Origin of the sequence: Gallibacterium genomosp. 1, from assembly GCF_000771875.1 — a bacterium.
Classification (GTDB): Bacteria; Pseudomonadota; Gammaproteobacteria; order Enterobacterales; family Pasteurellaceae; genus Gallibacterium.
Genome location: NZ_JPXX01000031.1, coordinates 24,326 through 42,708, shown reverse-complemented (window position 1 = coordinate 42,708; position 18,383 = coordinate 24,326). Strand labels below are relative to the sequence as shown.

General features: G+C 36.8%; 17 protein-coding genes and 1 tRNA gene. 10 read left to right on the top strand and 8 right to left on the bottom strand.

Annotated features, from left to right (window positions below):
- The coding region (locus JP36_RS10290) for a metal ABC transporter solute-binding protein, Zn/Mn family (RefSeq protein ID WP_039093319.1) at positions 1-376 on the bottom strand (376 nt) is incomplete at its 3' end.
- 77 nt (positions 377-453) lie between these two features.
- Entirely contained in the window at positions 454-1,878 is a 1,425-nt protein-coding gene (locus JP36_RS10285) for a PLP-dependent aminotransferase family protein (RefSeq protein WP_039174418.1), read from the bottom strand.
- 115 nt (positions 1,879-1,993) lie between these two features.
- Between JP36_RS10285 and pdxS the strand changes: the two genes are divergently transcribed.
- On the top strand, positions 1,994-2,881 hold the full coding sequence (pdxS, locus tag JP36_RS10280; RefSeq protein ID WP_039174416.1) for a pyridoxal 5'-phosphate synthase lyase subunit PdxS: 888 nt from the start codon (positions 1,994-1,996) through the stop codon (positions 2,879-2,881).
- Position 2,882: 1 nt separating this feature from the next.
- Positions 2,883-3,473, top strand: a complete 591-nt coding sequence (pdxT, locus tag JP36_RS10275; protein WP_018346655.1) for a pyridoxal 5'-phosphate synthase glutaminase subunit PdxT — start codon at positions 2,883-2,885, stop codon at positions 3,471-3,473.
- A gap of 77 nt (positions 3,474-3,550) precedes the next feature.
- Here the strand turns inward: pdxT and JP36_RS10270 are convergent, their stop codons facing one another.
- Positions 3,551-5,851: a heavy metal translocating P-type ATPase gene (locus tag JP36_RS10270; RefSeq protein ID WP_039174414.1), complete on the bottom strand. Its 2,301-nt coding sequence runs from the start codon at positions 5,849-5,851 to the stop codon at positions 3,551-3,553.
- A complete protein-coding gene (locus tag JP36_RS10265; RefSeq protein ID WP_039090223.1) occupies positions 5,818-6,201 on the bottom strand; it encodes a copper ion binding protein in 384 nt (127 codons plus the stop codon). Before JP36_RS10265 ends, JP36_RS10270 begins: the two co-directional genes overlap by 34 nt.
- A 110-nt stretch (positions 6,202-6,311) precedes the next feature.
- Between JP36_RS10265 and cueR the strand changes: the two genes are divergently transcribed.
- Positions 6,312-6,719 carry a Cu(I)-responsive transcriptional regulator gene (gene cueR / locus JP36_RS10260; RefSeq protein ID WP_039174412.1) on the top strand — a complete coding sequence of 136 codons (408 nt, stop codon included), beginning with the start codon at positions 6,312-6,314 and terminating at the stop codon, positions 6,717-6,719.
- Here cueR and JP36_RS10255 read toward each other — a convergent pair whose 3' ends face one another.
- Complete coding sequence (locus tag JP36_RS10255; protein ID WP_039174409.1) at positions 6,720-8,120, bottom strand: multicopper oxidase domain-containing protein; 1,401 nt, start codon at positions 8,118-8,120, stop codon at positions 6,720-6,722.
- Between the two features lie 19 nt (positions 8,121-8,139).
- Positions 8,140-8,871 (bottom strand): 1-acylglycerol-3-phosphate O-acyltransferase, encoded by a 732-nt coding sequence (locus tag JP36_RS10250; protein WP_039174406.1) that lies wholly within the window; start codon positions 8,869-8,871, stop codon positions 8,140-8,142.
- Between the two features lie 123 nt (positions 8,872-8,994).
- Here JP36_RS10250 and lpxH point away from each other — a divergent pair, with 123 nt between their 5' ends.
- Entirely contained in the window at positions 8,995-9,747 is a 753-nt protein-coding gene (lpxH, locus tag JP36_RS10245) for a UDP-2,3-diacylglucosamine diphosphatase (RefSeq protein WP_039174404.1), read from the top strand.
- Positions 9,748-9,848: 101 nt separating this feature from the next.
- Here lpxH and JP36_RS10240 read toward each other — a convergent pair.
- Positions 9,849-9,924 (bottom strand) — tRNA-Asn (locus JP36_RS10240).
- Positions 9,925-10,223: 299 nt separating this feature from the next.
- Between JP36_RS10240 and treB the strand changes: the two genes are divergently transcribed.
- Together treB and treC are read left to right on the top strand one after the other, a co-directional pair.
- Positions 10,224-11,636, top strand: coding sequence for a PTS trehalose transporter subunit IIBC (treB, locus tag JP36_RS10230; protein ID WP_039174400.1), 1,413 nt, complete (start codon positions 10,224-10,226; stop codon positions 11,634-11,636).
- A gap of 10 nt (positions 11,637-11,646) precedes the next feature.
- Complete coding sequence (gene treC, locus JP36_RS10225) at positions 11,647-13,311, top strand: alpha,alpha-phosphotrehalase (protein WP_039174398.1); 1,665 nt, start codon at positions 11,647-11,649, stop codon at positions 13,309-13,311.
- Between the two features lie 24 nt (positions 13,312-13,335).
- Here the strand turns inward: treC and JP36_RS10220 are convergent, their stop codons facing one another.
- Positions 13,336-13,782 carry an RrF2 family transcriptional regulator gene (locus tag JP36_RS10220; protein WP_039081450.1) on the bottom strand — a complete coding sequence of 149 codons (447 nt, stop codon included), beginning with the start codon at positions 13,780-13,782 and terminating at the stop codon, positions 13,336-13,338.
- A gap of 496 nt (positions 13,783-14,278) precedes the next feature.
- Between JP36_RS10220 and speD the strand changes: the two genes are divergently transcribed.
- The 4 genes from speD to JP36_RS10200 are packed head-to-tail and all read left to right on the top strand — an operon-like array spanning position 14,279 to position 18,347.
- Positions 14,279-14,659 (top strand): adenosylmethionine decarboxylase, encoded by a 381-nt coding sequence (speD, locus tag JP36_RS10215; RefSeq protein WP_039135736.1) that lies wholly within the window; start codon positions 14,279-14,281, stop codon positions 14,657-14,659.
- A gap of 16 nt (positions 14,660-14,675) precedes the next feature.
- The gene (locus tag JP36_RS10210; protein WP_039135735.1) at positions 14,676-16,067 is read left to right on the top strand and encodes a coproporphyrinogen-III oxidase family protein; all 1,392 of its coding nucleotides are present in this window, start codon (positions 14,676-14,678) and stop codon (positions 16,065-16,067) included.
- Positions 16,060-17,124 carry a cytochrome P450 gene (locus JP36_RS11425; protein ID WP_209434490.1) on the top strand — a complete coding sequence of 355 codons (1,065 nt, stop codon included), beginning with the start codon at positions 16,060-16,062 and terminating at the stop codon, positions 17,122-17,124. Before JP36_RS10210 ends, JP36_RS11425 begins: the two co-directional genes overlap by 8 nt.
- Positions 17,124-18,347: an MFS transporter gene (locus tag JP36_RS10200; RefSeq protein WP_013745422.1), complete on the top strand. Its 1,224-nt coding sequence runs from the start codon at positions 17,124-17,126 to the stop codon at positions 18,345-18,347. Before JP36_RS11425 ends, JP36_RS10200 begins: the two co-directional genes overlap by 1 nt.
- Positions 18,348-18,383: the final 36 nt, after the last annotated feature.

The window sequence follows — 18,383 nt, the reverse complement described above, 5'->3', positions numbered from 1 at the left end:
GGTCGTGGTCGTGGTCGTGAGCTGAAGTTTCGCCTAATAACGATTCAATACCGGCTAATTTACTGATAGTTAATACGCTGGTTGCATCACGTTGTGCAATAGATTTTTCTAAAAAAGCATCAATATCTTTGCCGATCCAAAGTACAAATTCAGCATCACGAACTCGTTTTGCATCAGAAGGCTTCATACTGTAATCGTGTGGTGAAGCACCGGCAGGAATTAATACTTGCGTTTCTGTTATGCCGTCAGCAATTGATGAGGCAATAAAACCGAGCGGCCGTACCGAAGTGAGAATGTCGGCGTTTGTCAGAGCAGCGGCGGAGAGAGCCGAAAGGGCAATGGTATATTTATTTAGATTTTTTAATAACTTACGCATACTATTTCCTCTTGATGATTAAATGGGGAAAATACACTATGCTTTTTTATCCGATAAAGCAAGTTGTTTTAGTTATTTTAAGTGGAAATATTGTCAGGAGAATAATGCCAAGTTTGCATTAATAATGGGATAGCTTGTTTTAATTCAGTGCTATTTAGATTGCCAAAACCGAGCGAAAACAAGCGTTTCTGTTGTTCGTTATGAATAGGGTAAAGTTTGATTGCAGCCTGTTCCGCTAAGGTTGTCAGTTCATCTAGTGTTCTGTGGTCATTGAAAAGCTCAATTAATAAGTAAAAACCGGATTGGGTGCCGTAATAATGGATGTTTCGCCGATAGGGTTGTAGTAATTGGCATAATAATTCCATACGTTTACGGTAATGTGTGCGCATACGTTGGATATGGCGTTCAAAATCACCGCTTTGCATTAAATTTGCCACCAGATGTTGATTTATACGAGGAACTGTGCAGTTAAATTGTCCGCATAATTGTTGATAATATTTGAGCAAATGTGGGGGTAATACCATAAAACTTAGGCGTAATGAGGGCATTAACAGTTTGGAAAATGAGCCGAGATAGATCACTTTTTCGGCGTGATCCAGACTTTGTAATGCCGGAATCGGTCGCCCTTGATAGCGGAATTCACTGTCATAATCATCCTCTATGATGTAGCGATTTTTTTGCTGCGCAGCCCATTCAAGCAGCCGGTGGCGTTCATTAATGGACAGCACATTGGCATAAGGATATTGATGCGAAGGGGTTGCATACAGAATATTGATATTGTGTTTTTCAAGCAATTCGAGATTAATTTTTTGTGAATCATTAATAATGGGTAATTTAATGATCTCTTTATGAATAATGGTTAAGAGCTTTTCTACTGCGGCATAACCGTATTGTTCCATTGCGTATTTAAACGGTTGTGCTTCCTGTAAATAATCAAATAGCCAGCATAATTGTGTCATTGCGGTTTCCGCACCGGCAATGATAATAATCTGTTCAATTTGACAACGCACACCTCGAGCAGCATAAAGGTAATGTTTGAGCTGTTCGCGTAAATAACGGTCGCCCTGTTTTTCGCCAAGACAGAGCAGTTGTTGTAACTGGTGATTGCTTAAGCGGCGTAGCTGTTTTTTCCAGAGATTAAGCGGAAAGGTTTGGGTATCGATAGCGTTGGGATTGAAATCAAAGCGATATATTTTGTCTGTTTTTGATGCTTGATCGGTTTTAAGCGGCAGATCGTTATGAAATAGTTGTTGATGATCAAAACAGACTTTAAACCTCGCACGTGGTTGCGCTTCAATATAGCCTTCAGCCTGTAATTGTGCATAAGCTGCTTCAATCGTGCTAAGGCTAACCAATAAGGATTTTGCTAAGTGGCGTTTTGACGGTAGCTTTTCGCCCAATGCCAAGATGCCGGCACTAATATCTTTTTTAAGTTGTTGATAAAGTTGTAAATAGAGCGGCGTATCACTGTTTTTATTAAGTTTTAAATGGATTTCGTTCATTTAATTTTTAAATCTGATCTGGTTAAATTTATTAAAACTGATACTTTTAATCATATCTGAATAGCGAAAAATAACAACCGCATAACAATTCAATTATCGAAGCAAGGAGAAAAAAATGAATAAGATTATTGGAAGTGATGTGGTAAAACGTGGTATGGCACAGATGCAAAAAGGCGGTGTGATTATGGATGTTGTTAATGCGGAACAGGCTAGGATTGCTGAGGCGGCAGGTGCGGTCGCTGTAATGGCATTGGAACGTGTACCTTCTGATATCCGCGCTGCTGGAGGCGTAGCACGAATGGCGAATCCTAGAATAGTAAAAGAGGTAATGAATGCGGTTTCAATTCCGGTAATGGCAAAAGTCAGAATCGGTCATATTACAGAGGCAAGAGTGTTAGAGGCAATGGGCGTTGATTATATTGATGAAAGTGAAGTATTAACGCCGGCGGATGAGGAGTTTCATTTGTTAAAAAGTGAGTATACTGTGCCGTTTGTTTGCGGTTGTCGTGACCTTGGCGAAGCATTGCGCCGTATCGGCGAGGGTGCGGCAATGTTGCGTACTAAAGGTGAACCGGGAACCGGCAATATCGTGGAAGCGGTGCGTCATATGCGCAAAGTGAATGCTCAAGTGCGTAAAGTGGTGACGATGAGTGAAGATGAGTTAATGACAGAAGCTAAAAATTTGGGCGCGCCTTATCAGTTGTTATTACAAATTAAACAACAAGGACGTTTGCCGGTAGTGAATTTTGCGGCGGGTGGTGTGGCAACGCCGGTGGATGCGGCGCTAATGATGGCGTTGGGCGCAGACGGCGTGTTTGTTGGTTCAGGTATTTTTAAATCGGAAAATCCGGAAAAATTTGCTAAAGCGATTGTGCAAGCGACCACTTATTACCAAGATTATGATTTGATTGCGCGTTTATCAGAAGATTTAGGCGAAGCAATGAAGGGCATTGATATTGCTAAATTAAGTTTAGAAGAACGGATGCAGGAACGAGGATGGTAATATGAGTGGCAATCAAGGTTATCGGATCGGTGTATTAGCCTTGCAAGGCGCGGTAAGTGAGCATATTGCGCAGTTGCAAAAGTTGGGCGTTGATGCGATAGCGATTAAACAGCCGGCAGAATTGGACGGTTTAGACGGATTAGTGTTACCCGGCGGTGAAAGCACGGTAATCGGCAAATTGATGCGTGATTATGGCTTTATCAAGGCGATCCGGAAATTTGTGAAACAGGGCAAAGCGGTTTTTGCCACTTGCGCCGGAATGATTTTATTGGCGAAAGAGATTGTCGGCGGTGAAAAGCCTTATTTATCGTTGTTGGATATTTCGGTGCGTCGTAATGCATTTGGCAGACAAGTGGACAGTTTTCAAACCTATTTAGATGTTAACGGTTTATCATCACCGTTTCCGGCAATTTTTATCCGCGCGCCTTATGTGGAAACATTGTTATCGCCAGAGGTGGAAGTCTTGGCTGAAATTGGTAAACGTCCCGTTTTAGTAAAGCAGGGCAATTTATTGGCTTGCTCTTTTCATCCGGAATTAAGCGCAGATGAACGTGTTATGCAGCTGTTTTTACAGCTGGTAGCACAGAAATAAAATGTTTAAAAAAGTAGGTTCGCCGATTGGGGCGAACCTACTGTTCCTCGATATTTCTATTGTTCCTTGATTTTCTACTATTTCCAATAACGAAGTCGATTGGCATTAATTACAACCGTAATTGAACTGCACGCCATCGCCAACGCTGCCCACATTGGGTTTAACAAACCGAATGCAGCAACCGGAATCAAAATAACGTTATAAATAAAGGCAAAAAATAGACTTAATTTAATATTGTTAAAGATAGCTTTGGCGATACGAATCGCATTGACTAATGTCATCAAATTAGCATTGAGCAAAGTTAAATCCGCTGTTTCCATTGAAACTTTGGCACCGTTGCCCATTGCAATTGAAACATCCGCCATCACAAATGCCTGTGCATCATTCACGCCATCGCCGACCATTGCGGTAATGCCGTTTTGACGACTTTGACTAATTTGTTCTGCTTTCTGTTGCGGCGTGGCTTGCGCAATCACCTGTGTAATGCCGAGCTGTTTGGCAAAAGCCTCTGCAGTTTGGCGATTGTCACCGGTCAACATTGTGCAATCAATCTGCTGTTGTTTAAGTTGTTGTAATGCGATTGAGGCATCCTGTTTGATCTGATCGCTGATCGCAAACACATTAATTACCTTTTTGCCGTTGGCTAAAAAGACTAAGCTGGCGGCAAGTTGTAATTGTTGCTGAATAAAAGTTTGGCAAGGTTGCAGATCTACCTGTTGTTCCTGCATAAAACTTGAACTGCCCAAAAGCCATTGCTGTTGTTCAATGGTTGCTTGCAATCCTTTTCCGGCAATCGCATTGACTTGTTTAATCGTCGGCAAAACGGCAGATTGCTGTTGTGCAAATTGGATAATTGCTTGAGCCAAAGGATGTACCATATTTTGTTCGATTGCAGCAGCAATAGCGACACTTTCGCTGTTCTGTTGCCAAACAGCGGTTACTTGTGTATTGCCGCTAGTGAGCGTGCCGGTTTTGTCAAAGAAAATATGTTTGACTTGGCTAAGATGCTGTAATCCGTTTGCCTCTTTTACCAAAATGCCCAATTTAGCCGCTTGTCCTGTTCCGACAATAATCGACATTGGAATCGCCAACCCTAATGCACAAGGGCAAGAGATAACCAAAACGGAAATAGCTGCCAAAGTGGCGGCACTAATATCTGCACCGTTGAATAACCATAAACAGAAAGTCAAGGTGGCGATAAGTAAAACGGTTGGCACAAAAATGGCAGCAATTTTATCAACCAGTGTCGCTAACTGCGGTTTAGAAGTTTGAGCTTGATCGATAGTCCGGATCATTTGAGCTAATGTCGTGTTACGTCCTGTCTGAGTTGCTTGCATTCGTCCACCACCATTAGTTACTAATGTACCCGCAGTAACAACATCACCAATTTTTTTCTTTATCGGCTGAGATTCACCGGTCAGAATTGATTCATTTACCCAAAGTTCGCCCGAATTGAGCTTGCCATCAACCGGAATTTTATCGCCGGTTTGTAATTGCAATAGCATCTGCGGCTGTACCTGTTTGGTTGGGATAGTTTTTACCTGACCATTCTCAATAACCGTGCTTTGTTGCGGCAAAAGATCCATTAAAGCAGATAAGGCTGTACTTGCGGATTTTTTACCACGACTTTCTAAAATCTTGCCAATGTTGACGAAACCAATCACCATTAAACCGGAGTCTAGGTAAAGATGATGCTGCGTAAACTGATGCGGAAATAGAATAATTAGCAATGAAAGCAGTAGGCTTGTTAATGTACCCAGTGCCACTAAAGTATCCATTGATGTTGTCTTGTGCAATAAATTCGTCCAAGCACGCACGAAAAAGTGTTTACCTGAATAATAAATAGCAGCAATTACCAATAAACTTAGCAGCAAATAGAACGCTTGATAACCAACAGGATGCGCTTGACCAAACTGTTCATATGACGGCAGTAGCTTTAACCACATAGCAATCATTAAGCCGAAACCGACAACCAATGCCACTGAGGCTTGTCTGATTTTGTGCTGAATATCTTGTTGATATTTTTGCTCAATTTTTTGCGCACGAGTGATTTCATCTTCCAGCAGTTCCGCTTGATAACCGGCTGCGGTAACCGCTTGCGAGATTTGATCGCTATCTCCACCAACCACGGCAGCAGTGTTGTCAGCCAAATTTACCCTAACCTGTTCAACTTGGGCGACATTTCGGATTGCTTTTTCCACTTTGGCAACACAGGCAGCACAGGACATCCCACTAATCAGAAACAGCTGTTCATCTTGTTGCGGCGTGGCGGGTGATTGTACGTCAGCCGTTGTTGTTTCAGACTCAACGTGTTGCGGCTGACTGGATTCAACACGTTGAGAGGCTACTTTGCCGAATAACCGGCTTGCTCCACGCAATGGATTAAGGTTTCTAAAGCGGCATCGCCATAAATTTTCGCTGAAGTTTTTTCTACATCGGCAAACACCACATCAGGCAATTTTTCAAGTGCATTTTTTACGCTGTTAACGCAATGTTGGCAATTAAGACCCGATAAAGATAAGGTTTGAGCTGGTTCGGTAGCAACTTCAGCTTGATAACCGGCATCAACCACAGCTTTGATTAAGGCTTCACTGTCGGCATTCCCTTCGACATAGGCATAATGCAGAGAAACTTTTACGTTTTCGACACCGGCCACGGCGGAAAGCGCATTAGTTACACTTTTTACACAATGTTGGCAGGAAAGATCATTAAGTTTTAATAGTGTCATTTTTATTCTCCATTTTTCATATTTTTTAGGATTGAGTTCAGACTGTATAACGAACTCATCAAACGGTGCTACAATAAACCTTCCAGCAAGGTTAAAGTCAAGGAGAAAAGATGTATATTAATGAAGTAGCTAAATTGACTAATCTGAGTGCAAAGGCAATCAGGTTTTATGAACAGAAAGGTTTAATTACCGCACCGGATCGGAGCGTTAACGGTTATCGTCAATATAATATGCAGCATATCGAAGCATTAAATTTGATTCGTGAAGCAAGAGAAATCGGCTTTTCTTTGCCAGAATGTGAACAATTATTGGCATTGTATCGCAATCCTCACCGACGAAGTGCAGATGTTAAGGCGCAAACTTTAGCGAAGATTGACGAAATTGATGCTCAGATTGCTAAACTACAACAAATGCGTACCAAATTGACAACATTAGCTTCTCAATGTCCGGGAGATGATAGTGAGAATTGTCCGATTATCAATTCCTTAAGCGGACAATATTGTTGCCATAAAACTTGATTATTGAACAACCAGTAATCCCATACAGCCTTTATCTGAGAGTAAGAGATTAGATGCCCCAAAAATAAATGGGTAGGAGTTGGAAGAAGGGTTATCAAATTGCACTAAAATGCGTGTTTCGCCTTCTACCCAAACGGTATCTGTCCAAGCCAACATCTCTTTTTTACTGCGTTCGCCGTTTTGCTGTTCGATCAGGAATTTCGCCCCTTGTAATTGGAAGCCGGTGGCTTGATCGGCAGTGAGTACCCAACGTTCAACACTGTTTAATTGTGCAAAAATATCAATACGACGAGGATCAAAGCGTCGTTGGTTGATCATTGCATCCTGAGTGCTTAAGTGAATATGTCGCTCTTTTTGTGGTGAGAGTGGTAGCCCCAGTTTCGCATCGGGTAAAGTCGGCTTTTGTTGTGCGAAAGCGGAAGCTAAACCTTGAGGACGTAATTCGACAACAAGATTATTTTCTAGATGATCAGATATTCCTAGCCAACCTCTCACTTTATCAATAATATTTGCTGAATTTCCGGCAAGTAGGCGTAACGGTTTGTTCTGATTTGCATCGACTAAAATTTCAACCCGTTCACCGGGCACCAATAACAATGCTTTTTGTTCTTGTGGCTGAGAGAGAAATCCCAATCCAGAGGCAATTTTGAAGAAAGGTTGTTGGTTATCAAAATGCAGATAATATGAGCGTGAAACCGAAGCATTTAATAAACGAAGACGAATAAAGCCACGTGCGACATTGATAAACGGGTTACATTGTCCATTAACAAAAAGTTGTTTACCTAAAAAAGCGTTTTTTTCCAGATTAAAGACTTGCTGACCACTATAATTTAAAGAAATATCCTGTAAAATCAATGGAATATCATTTTCTCCATATTTGTTTGGTAATAAGTTTTTTTTGCTTTCTTCATCTTCAATAATCCACATTCCGACTAAACCTCTATAGGTTTGATAAGCGGAACGACCAATAGTATCACTGTGATACCAGCAGGTTGAAGCAGATTGTTTGATCTGAATTATCGGCGACCAAGAACTGTTAGGGGCTAAATTGCGGTTAATGCTGCCTGAAATCTCGCCGTTAGCTTGTAAACCTTGGATATTGATGGCAATAGATTCTGTTAAATTATTACGGTAAGTAAGACGTAGGAAGTCATTCTGTTTCATTTTAATGGTCGGCCCTAAGTAAAAACCGTTAAAGCCCCAAGCATCTACTTTATTGTTATTAAAGGCTTTTTTGACATTACGAGCATTCAGTAAAATCGGCGAACCACGACCGACAGAAGTTAAAGGAGGAATCCAGAGAGGAGGATTGCTATCAGCCCTAACGGTACAAGGCAAAACATTGCCGGCAACAATTGCTAAAGAACCTTGTAAAAAGCGGCGACGTGAATAATTTCCCATAATTTCCTCCTCTTTTTGACTAGGATTTTTGTTGTTTTTGTGCGATTTCGGCATCAAGTTCAGCAATACGCTTAGCCATTAGATCGTGACAATTTTGCGCAAAATTGCGTACGGTTTCTCTATTGTACGCCTTACTGTCGATTGGCGGTAACATTTCGCAAATTACGGTGCCGTTATGCCAGCGATTAAGATCAATTTTATTATGTGTTGATGAACAGACAACAGGCACGACTGGCACACCAGCTTCAATAGCGGCATAAAATGCCCCAGTTTTAAATGGCAATAAGCCGCGCCCACGACTGCGAGTGCCTTCAGGAAACATCCAGATTGAAAGATTATCTTTATGAATGCGTTTAGCCAGGGTTGTCATTGTGTTGTGGGCTTTACTGCGATTTTCTCGATCAATAAAAATATTACCGGTAATCCAGTAAAGTACGCCGAAAAATGGGATCCAAATTAGGCTTTTTTTCCCAACACTGACAGTACGAGGCATTACCATATGAGAAATAGTAACCATATCATAATTATTTTGGTGGTTACCGACATAAATACAACGTTCAAATTTGTCTGCACCTTGAGGATAACGATATTCGACTTTCAGCCCGAAAAGTGGGTGGAGACGAGCAAACCAGTGTGCAAATACCGCCACATTGTTCGGATTTTTAAAATTAATTAATGAATAAAGAGAACCAATAATACAGATTAAAATACAACAAATAGCGACTACAATAATACGAATTACTTTAAGCATAGCTTATCCCTCACATAAATTAGCGCAAGTATAGCGAAATTAGGGGAACAAGTACAAAAGAACAAAGCGTTTATGTGGAAAATGCTTTATAGTATTTCCTTTCTTGATTAATGATAAATGAAGATGGATAAACCGATTTATTTTATTGCTGATTTACATTTGAGTGAACAATCACCGCATTTACTTGCATTGTTTCGTTATTTTATGACTGAAAAGGCACCTGAGGCGCAAGCGTTATATATTTTAGGTGATTTGTTTGACTTTTGGGTGGGCGATGATGAGCATTCGAAGCAGATTGATGAAATTAAACAATTATTGCTCGATCTGACATCAAAGGGGATCGCTTGTTATTTTTGTCACGGTAATCGTGATTTTCTGATTGGAAAGAAATTCGCACAAGAAACCGGCGTACAGTTACTGCCGGAATATCAAAAATTGGTGTTGTTTGGTGTGGCAACATTGGTCTGTCACGGTGATACGCTTTGTACCGATGATATAGCCTATCAAAAATTCCGCAAGAGAGTTCATCAGCGTTGGTTACAAAAATTGTTTCTCTGTTTGCCATTGCAATGGCGGATTAATTTAGCACAACGCATTCGCCGTCATAGTCAGTATGATAAAAAGGAAAAATCATTGCAGATTATGGATGTAAATGCGCAAACTGTAACGGAAATATTTGATAAGTTTCAAGTAGAACAAATTATTCACGGACACACGCATCGTCAAGCAATTCATTATTTAGAAAATGGCAGGAAACGGATTGTTTTGGGTGATTGGCGTGATGAATTATCAGTTTTTGTGGTTGAAAAAGATAAAGCAGGCTATTTTTTGAATTTAGGATTGCCGGAAGAGTATGGAAGTATAAAAGAAACATAAAAAAGAAAGCCCATAGTTTTACTATGGGCGAAATTCTTTTGGCATAAAGACTAAATTTCATAAAAGGAGACAAATAAAACATAGTACCAAAAGAAAAAATTTGGCTCCTCCTGCTGGACTTGAACCAGCGACATATGGATTAACAGTCCACCGTTCTACCGACTGAACTAAGGAGGAATAGCCCCATTGGGCAATGCGGGCGAGATTTTATTGATTTTGCTCGTCTTTGTCAACAGTTTGCCATTATCTAATTTTTGCGATAGCACAAAATTATTTTGCCTCACTTATACTGATTATCAACAAAATCAGTTTAATTATATTATTCCTTTTCTTATTTTTAGCACGAACAGCATTAAAGATAGGTTTATTTTGTGATCTTGATCTCAATTTGGGAACGTTCCCATTGTGTAAAACTTCATCATTGGTTATGCTGTTACTGGTTAATTTAGTTGATTAGATTAGATCTTGAGGACACTATGGCAAAAAAAATTGATCCGCAAAATATCACCAAGTTGATTACATTAATAGGCGGTAAAGATAACATTGCGTCGGCGACACATTGTATTACAAGGTTACGTTTTGTACTGAACGATACGGCGAAAGCAGATGTTAAAGCAATAGAAGATTTACCAATGGTAAAAGGTTGTTTTACTAATGCTGGACAATTTCAGGTGGTAATTGGACCCGAAGTAGATTTGTATTACAAAGAATTAGTGAAACAGACTTCAATTAGTGAAGTTAGTAAAGATGATGTTAAAACAGCTGCTAGGCAAAATATGAAATGGCACGAACGCTTAATTTCTCATTTTGCTGAAATTTTTATTCCGTTATTACCAGCATTGATTAGTGGAGGTTTGATTCTAGGTTTCCGTAATGTTATCGGCGATATTCCGTTATCGGATGGCAAAACGTTGGTACAGACAAGCCCAATGTGGCAAACCATTTATGATTTCTTGTGGTTAATTGGTGAAGCAATTTTCTTCTATTTACCGGTCGGTATCTGTTGGTCTACAGTGAAAAAAATGGGAGGTTCACCGATATTAGGTATTGTATTAGGTGTTACCTTGGTTTCTCCGCAATTAATGAATTCCTATGGTTTAGGAACACAAATACCGGATGTTTGGGATTTTGGTTTATTTACGATTGATAAAGTTGGTTATCAAGCACAAGTTATTCCTTCCATTATGGCAGGTATAGCCTTAGGTTGGTTGGAAACTCGTTTAAGAAAGATTATACCGGACTCATTAAATCTTGTGATTGTACCTGTTGTTTCACTCATTATCGCTGTCTTTTTAGCTCATTCAATTATCGGACCTATCGGACGTGAAATCGGCAACGGCGTGGCTTATGTTGTTCGTGCCGCAATGACAGGTAGTTTTGCTCCAATCGGTGCAGCATTATTCGGTTTCCTCTATGCACCATTAGTTATTACGGGTGTGCATCAAACCACATTGGCGATTGATATGCAGATGATTCAAAGTATGGGCGGAACACCGGTTTGGCCACTGATTGCATTATCAAACATTGCACAAGCTTCAGCAGTGTTAGCGATTGTATTAGTTAGTAAAAAAGCTAACGAACGTGAAATTTCAGTACCTGCGGCAATTTCCGCTTATTTGGGAGTAACAGAACCGGCAATGTACGGAATCAATTTAAAATATCGTTTCCCAATGTTATGTGCAATGATAGGTTCTGCATTCGCCGCATTGCTTTGCGGTTTCAGTGGAGTGTTGGCTAATGGTATCGGTGTTGGTGGTTTGCCGGGAATTTTATCAATTAAACCACAATTCTGGTTGGTTTATGCATTAGCAATGCTGATTGCGGTTATTGTTCCTTTGGCTTTGACTACTATTGTTTATAAACGAAAAGCCGCAAGCGGCACTTTATAAGGAGATAATTATGCGGCAGGCTTCTCAACAACAATGGTGGAAAACAGGGGTTATTTACCAAATTTACCCAAAAAGTTTTCAGGATACAACCGGTTCTGGTACAGGTGATATTAATGGCATTACGCAGCGATTGGATTATTTAAAAAACTTGGGCGTAGATGCTATTTGGATTACACCAATCTATGTTTCACCACAGGTTGATAATGGTTATGACGTTGCTGATTATTGTGCGATTGATCCAAGTTATGGCTCAATGGCAGACTTTGAAAATTTGGTTGAGCAGGCACATCAACGAAATATTAGAATTATTATGGATATGGTGTTCAATCACACGTCAACAGCACATCAATGGTTTAAACAGGCACAAGATATTAACAGTAAATATCACGATTTTTATATTTGGCGAGGTGGACATAAAGATAGATTGCCGAATAATTGGCGCTCTAAATTTGGCGGTAATGCGTGGCAATGGAGTGAAAAAGTAGGCAAGCATTATTTGCATCTTTTTGCAACAGAACAGGCAGATTTAAATTGGGAAAATCCGAAAGTGCGTGCTGAATTAAAAAAAATTTGCCATTTTTGGGCAGATAAGGGCGTTGACGGTTTAAGATTGGATGTGATTAATCTGGTTTCTAAAGATCAGCGTTTTCCGAATGATGATCAAGGAGATGGTCGTCGCTTTTATACCGATGGACCGCGTATTCACGAATTTATGCAGGAACTAAGTCGAGATGTTTTTCAAGAAAGGGGCTTAATGACGGTTGGTGAAATGTCTTCAACTAGTTTGCAACATTGTCAACAATATGCCAATTTGCACGGTACGGAACTTTCAATGACCTTTAATTTCCATCATCTAAAAGTGGATTATCCAAATGGTGAAAAATGGAACTATGCTAAACCAGATTTTATTGAATTAAAACGTATTTTCCATTATTGGCAGACAGGAATGTATGGTAAAGCGTGGAATGCATTGTTTTGGTGTAATCACGATCAACCTCGCATTGTTTCACGTTTTGGAGATGAGGGGACATTACGGATAGTTTCTGCAAAATTATGGGCAATGATTTTACACGGTCTTCAAGGTACGCCTTATATTTATCAAGGTGAGGAAATCGGGATGACCAATCCGAATTTCACTTCACTAAATCAGTATCGTGATGTAGAAAGCCTAAATATGTATCAGGAATTACAGAACAAAGGTGTACCTGAAGCATTGTTGCTGAAAATTTTAGCGCAGAAATCGCGTGACAACAGTCGCACTCCAATGCAATGGAATCAAGATAAAAACGCCGGTTTTAGTGAGGGAGAAAGCTGGATTGAAGTTGCCGGAAATTATCAACAGCTGAACGTACAACAAGCCTTGGCAGACAGAAACTCTGTATTTTATTGTTATCAACGCTTAATTGCATTACGAAAACAGTACCCGATTTTTACGGAAGGTAATTATCAGGATTTATTGCCGGAATCTGATTCTTTGTGGTGTTATCGACGGGAAAGTGAGGATAGCTGTTTATTTGTGTTGGCAAATTTAACTGACAAAGAACTGCTGTTCAATTTAGATAGAGAAATGGATATTACACAGTACCAAATCTTGCTGAATAATTATGATGAAATTTGCTGTCAGACGGAAACGATCAAGTTAAAACCTTATCAGGCTATCTATTTATTAAGATAGGCAGCACATAGAAAGGTGTTGCTTTTAGGCAGCACCTTTCTCATTGTTAGCCAACAAAGGCTGCATTGTCGCGCCATCTATCATCACATCGGCTAACGTATATTTAGATAACGTTTCATAAAAAGAGTTGAATGCATCATTTAATGCCAATGGCAGACGACAGCTCGGTGCGATACAACACTTATTTTTATCTCCCAAGCATTCAACGATAGGCCCTTTTTGCTCCGCTAAACGAACAATTTTCCCTAAATTCAATTCGCTCGGCGCTCGATGTAAACGAATACCACCACCCTTACCACGAATGGATAAAATGAGATCATTTTTCGCAAGATGATGAATTACTTTCATTAGATGATTTTCAGAAATATTGTAAGCGAGCGCAATTTCCTGAATGGTGGAAAGCCTATCTTGGTGTGCTGCGAGATAAAGCAGAACACGCAAATTGTAATCAGTAAAAGTACTTAATTTCATAAATATTCTTAATTAATTAATAACAATATAAAATCTTACTCTTTCTTGATCTTATAGGCAATGTTCCGCTTTTTTTTAAAACACGTTTATTTATTTTGTATCAAGTTTTGGTATTAGATAACTTGGATTATAGCAAAGCAAGCTATGACAAAACGTGTTATTTCATTCTCTATACCTCTACCTAAAACTGCATGAAGAAACATATCAGCAAATCCTATTTTGATATGAAATACTAATTGTTAAAAAAATAACTTTTTGTTAAATTTTTGTTGATAAAAAGTTCTTTTATATTTATAAATCATATTCGACACTTTTAAGTTGTAAGTGTCATTATCATTGTTAAGTAATCTATTAAGGAGATTTTTATGGAGAGTGCAATCGATCTTTTTGCTACAGAATTACCTACTGAACATTATGATTTCAATGATGTAGCTTGGTAATTTAAGATTAAAGGACAGAGTATGCTGTCCTTTTTTGTATATATAGGAGAGGTTTTATGGAAGATAAAGGTTACCATTATATTTTAGATGTAATTCTTAGTGATATAAATTTTCTCAAAAATGATAAGCTATTAGAAACATTTTTTTTGAAAGTGTTAAGTAAAACGAAATTTAATACTATTGGTTTTTTATCGCATAAATTTACTACAAAAGGAGAAGGTGTAACAGGTATCTTTTTGCTTAGTGAATCACATCTTTCTTATCATACTTATCCGGAAAAAAACTATTTGAGCATAGATATTTATACTTGTGGAGATAAATGCTTTTCTGCTGTAGAAGAGATAGAAGCTAAATTACCAAAGGTACAAAAAATATCTCATCGCTATATTGAACGAGGGTGTCATATTCCAGAAATAGAGAAAACAAAAAAATCATGACTATAAGGAGAGTAGTATGAATTTACGAGATAACGGTTTATTTAAGTTTGATTACCAATTTCCTGTATATAATTTTTTCTTTCCAACACAAGGAAAAAGAGTTTTTGATGAAAATATAAACGACATTCTTGGTAGAAGTAACTTTCGCATAAATTCTAGAGCTTTATATTTTCATATTCCATTCTGTGAAACTATTTGTAGTTTTTGTCCTTTTACTAGAGGTGCATATAGAGATCATGATATTGTTGATAAATATGTTAATGCTCTTATAAAAGAAATAGAGATTAAATCAAAAATAAATGATTATTTTAGTATACCGGTAAAAGCTATATTTTTTGGTGGAGGGACACCATCACTTCTATCTCCAGATAATATGATTAAAATTGGAGAAGCGATAAAAAAATATTTTCTATTATCTAAAGATTGTGAGTTTTCATTTGAGATAGAAATAAAAAGCCTTTCGTCTGATAAAGTTTTTGCCATGAAAGAAATGGGGGTTACTCATCCTAGGTTTGGGCTGCAAACATTTGATCCTAATTGGAGAAAATTATTTAATCTTACATCGACATATGAACAAATTAATTTTGCTGCTGATTTATTAAATAAAAATTTTAAAACAGTATTATTTGATATATTGTATGGAATGAATGGTCAAGATGAGGAGGAATTAATAAGGGATTTAGAAAAAGCTATTGCACTAGGAACATCTAATATTGATATTTATCCAATTGATAATGTTATGACTCAAGCAAAACTTCATAAAGCTATTCGAGATAGAGGATTACCTTTAACAACAGCTACTAGAAAATTTTCTATGAGTATGTTGATTGATTCATATATGAGAAGTAAAGGATTTATGCCTCATAATGGGCATGGATATGTTAGGGTGGATGAAGTAGATCAATCTGTAGTAACAAATAAATATAGTTTTATTTATCATGAACATGTTTATGGATATTCAGATCATGATTTACATGGGTTTGGTGTGAATGCAGTATCATCAATACGAGAGCATACTATTACTAATACATCTAGTAGACAAAACTATATAAATTCTATGATGAATGGAAAAATTCCTATGACTATTAATAAACATTCAAAGATTTTAGATGAAATGAAAGCTTTGATTATGCGGCTTCCCTATCATGGTGAAGTGGAAAAATCTAAAATAGACATGATAAATATCCCATTATCATTACAAGAAAAAATATCACAGCTTAAAAGTCATAAGTTGATTACTGAGGATAAAGAACGATTTTATCTAACAAAATTGGGGTGGTATTGGTATACAAATATTATGTTTTGGCTTATGCCAGAGTCTGAACAAATAGCGATGAAACATTTTGTTGCAAAACATCTTAATACTGAGGGAAAATTTATAGCTAAGAAGGAGTTAATTTATGTGTAATACATATATTGATTTGATTAGCTCTTATAAAGAATTTTATGAGAAACTTATTTCTTATGATACCAAAGCAAAAGGATTTTATTTTAATAAAGATAGAAAATATTGGGTTGTGTATGGATATGAAGATTGTTCAAACTTATTGAGTAATGCTTATGTTTCTAAGAAAAGAATGTTAATTCCACTAGAATTATTTGATAAGGAAAGGGATTTAGTGGAAAGGTTCTTACATCTAATTAATAAATCTATTATATTTAGAGATGATAAGAAAAGTGGTGTTGTAAGGTTGATTCATGATAATTATAAAAAAATAGATATTTTATATATTATAGAAAGACTTTTAGGGAAAGAAAAAATAATTGATGAACAAAATCTATCTAAATTAAATAATTACCTTGCAAGTTTGTTAGTAGGATTTGAAAGTGACATATCCTTAACTAAACATGCAGAGAATGTTGGAATGCTTTTCGATGGAAGAGTAAGGGATAAGGAACATTTTATTTCTATAGTAAAATCTTTTTTAATAATTTTTGATGTATTTAAAAGGTTCTATAATACTACTGATATAAATACCTCTGATATAGTTGTTACATATATTGCAGCTCATCAAACTACTATGCAACTTATTGTTGCTTCTCTTTATAATATTTATAAATTTAATTTATCAGTGACAAGAGAAAATGTTAGGGATATTATCACTGAGTCATCTCGATTGTGTAGTCCTATTTTATGTATGGGAAGAATAGTTACTCAAAATATTAATTATAAAGATTTTATTTTTAAAAAAGGGGATAGGATTATGTTTTATACTGGAATGGCTAATTTTGATCCTAATGTTTTTAAAAATCCATTTGAATTTTCTTTAAATAGATATGAAAAGCCATTATCATTTGGTTCAGGGGTACATATGTGTATTGGTATGGGAATATCTCTTAGTTTTTCTAGTAAGTGTGTTGATTTTATATGTTCTAATTATTCAATAAAAAATGTAAGTGTATTTGAGTTGATAAAAGGTGTTTCTTCTTTAGGTGCTTTTCGATTTAGTATTGAGGTGGGATAATGCGGGCATTATTAACAATTAGAAATTTCCCATCACTATTATCGTCTTTATTTATTTCAAAGCTAGGAGATTACTCTTATGAGGTTGTATTTGTTTTTATTGTTCTAGAAATTACAGGTAGTAACTATATTCTTACTGGAGTTGTGTATTTTTTTAGGTTCATTCCATTCTTATTTTTTGGTCCTATAGGTGGATGGTTGGCTGATAATAAAGATATTAAGAATACTTTACTATTTAGTGAAATAGTTAGATTGATAGTGACCTGTTTGCTTTTTATTTCATATTTTTATGAGAATATTAATATTTATATATTAATACTATCTTCTGTTCTGACTACTATCGGAAGAAGTATTTTTCAGCCAAGTTTTAGAACTGCAATTCCAAAAATTGTTTCTAATAAAAATCTAGGGTATGCAAATAGTATTTCTCAAATTGCTGAGGAAATGGCAATGGTACTTGGTCCATTAATTTGTTCTTTTATTTTATCAATAGCTGTAAATAAATCGTGGGTGTTGATGTTTAATGCAATAACTTACTTTTTATCTATTCTTATTATTTTTAATTTAAGTAAGTTAGATGCGCGAAAAAAAGAAGTGTTTAATGTTTCAAAAATATACAAAGATACGTGTTTAAGTCTTGATTATTTATATCGTGTTAATAATAAATTATTCATTGTGATTATAGGATCTGGAATTTGTATCCTGTTTACTGGTTCAGTATTACGTTTTATTATTCCAGCGGTGACGGTTTTTTTGGGTAAAGGTGAGATTTTTACTAGCTATATTTTTTCTTTAATGGCATTTGGAACTATTATTGGAGGATTAATTTATAATAAGTGTGTAAATATAGTAACGCCTAATAAATTAATGTTTTTCTGGGTTGTTTATGGTGTTATTCTTTTTTGTTTAGCTGTTTTTTCATTCTTTTCATTTGATATCTTTTTACCTTTTTCTTTTATATTGGGGGTATGTGGAGCTTTTGTGGATATAACATTGGTTACCGTAATACAAACCTATTCTGAAAAAAATAATATAGGAAAAAATTTTGGTATTTTCTCAACATTAGCTAATACTTCGGAGGCATTATCCTCCTTATTGTCAGGTGTAATTGCTATATTCAGTATTATTTTTTCATTTGTTACATTAACATTATTGATAGTATTAACGAGCTCAATTTGTTTAGCTTTACTAGCAAAGAAAAGGTTAGTTAATGAAGGGCTATAGTAGCTCGGTTGAAAATATAAATGATGTATGTCTTCC

Bases quoted from the DNA above. Each gene is read 5' to 3' on its own strand.
- JP36_RS10285 (WP_039174418.1), bottom strand. From the start codon at position 1,878: ATGAACGAAATCCATTTAAAACTTAATAAAAACAGTGATACGCCGCTC.
- pdxS (WP_039174416.1), top strand. From the start codon at position 1,994: ATGAATAAGATTATTGGAAGTGATGTGGTAAAACGTGGTATGGCACAG.
- pdxT (WP_018346655.1), top strand. From the start codon at position 2,883: ATGAGTGGCAATCAAGGTTATCGGATCGGTGTATTAGCCTTGCAAGGC.
- JP36_RS10265 (WP_039090223.1), bottom strand. From the start codon at position 6,201: ATGACACTATTAAAACTTAATGATCTTTCCTGCCAACATTGTGTAAAA.
- cueR (WP_039174412.1), top strand. From the start codon at position 6,312: ATGTATATTAATGAAGTAGCTAAATTGACTAATCTGAGTGCAAAGGCA.
- JP36_RS10255 (WP_039174409.1), bottom strand. From the start codon at position 8,120: ATGGGAAATTATTCACGTCGCCGCTTTTTACAAGGTTCTTTAGCAATT.
- JP36_RS10250 (WP_039174406.1), bottom strand. From the start codon at position 8,871: ATGCTTAAAGTAATTCGTATTATTGTAGTCGCTATTTGTTGTATTTTA.
- lpxH (WP_039174404.1), top strand. From the start codon at position 8,995: ATGGATAAACCGATTTATTTTATTGCTGATTTACATTTGAGTGAACAA.
- treB (WP_039174400.1), top strand. From the start codon at position 10,224: ATGGCAAAAAAAATTGATCCGCAAAATATCACCAAGTTGATTACATTA.
- treC (WP_039174398.1), top strand. From the start codon at position 11,647: ATGCGGCAGGCTTCTCAACAACAATGGTGGAAAACAGGGGTTATTTAC.
- JP36_RS10220 (WP_039081450.1), bottom strand. From the start codon at position 13,782: ATGAAATTAAGTACTTTTACTGATTACAATTTGCGTGTTCTGCTTTAT.
- speD (WP_039135736.1), top strand. From the start codon at position 14,279: ATGGAAGATAAAGGTTACCATTATATTTTAGATGTAATTCTTAGTGAT.
- JP36_RS10210 (WP_039135735.1), top strand. From the start codon at position 14,676: ATGAATTTACGAGATAACGGTTTATTTAAGTTTGATTACCAATTTCCT.
- JP36_RS11425 (WP_209434490.1), top strand. From the start codon at position 16,060: ATGTGTAATACATATATTGATTTGATTAGCTCTTATAAAGAATTTTAT.
- JP36_RS10200 (WP_013745422.1), top strand. From the start codon at position 17,124: ATGCGGGCATTATTAACAATTAGAAATTTCCCATCACTATTATCGTCT.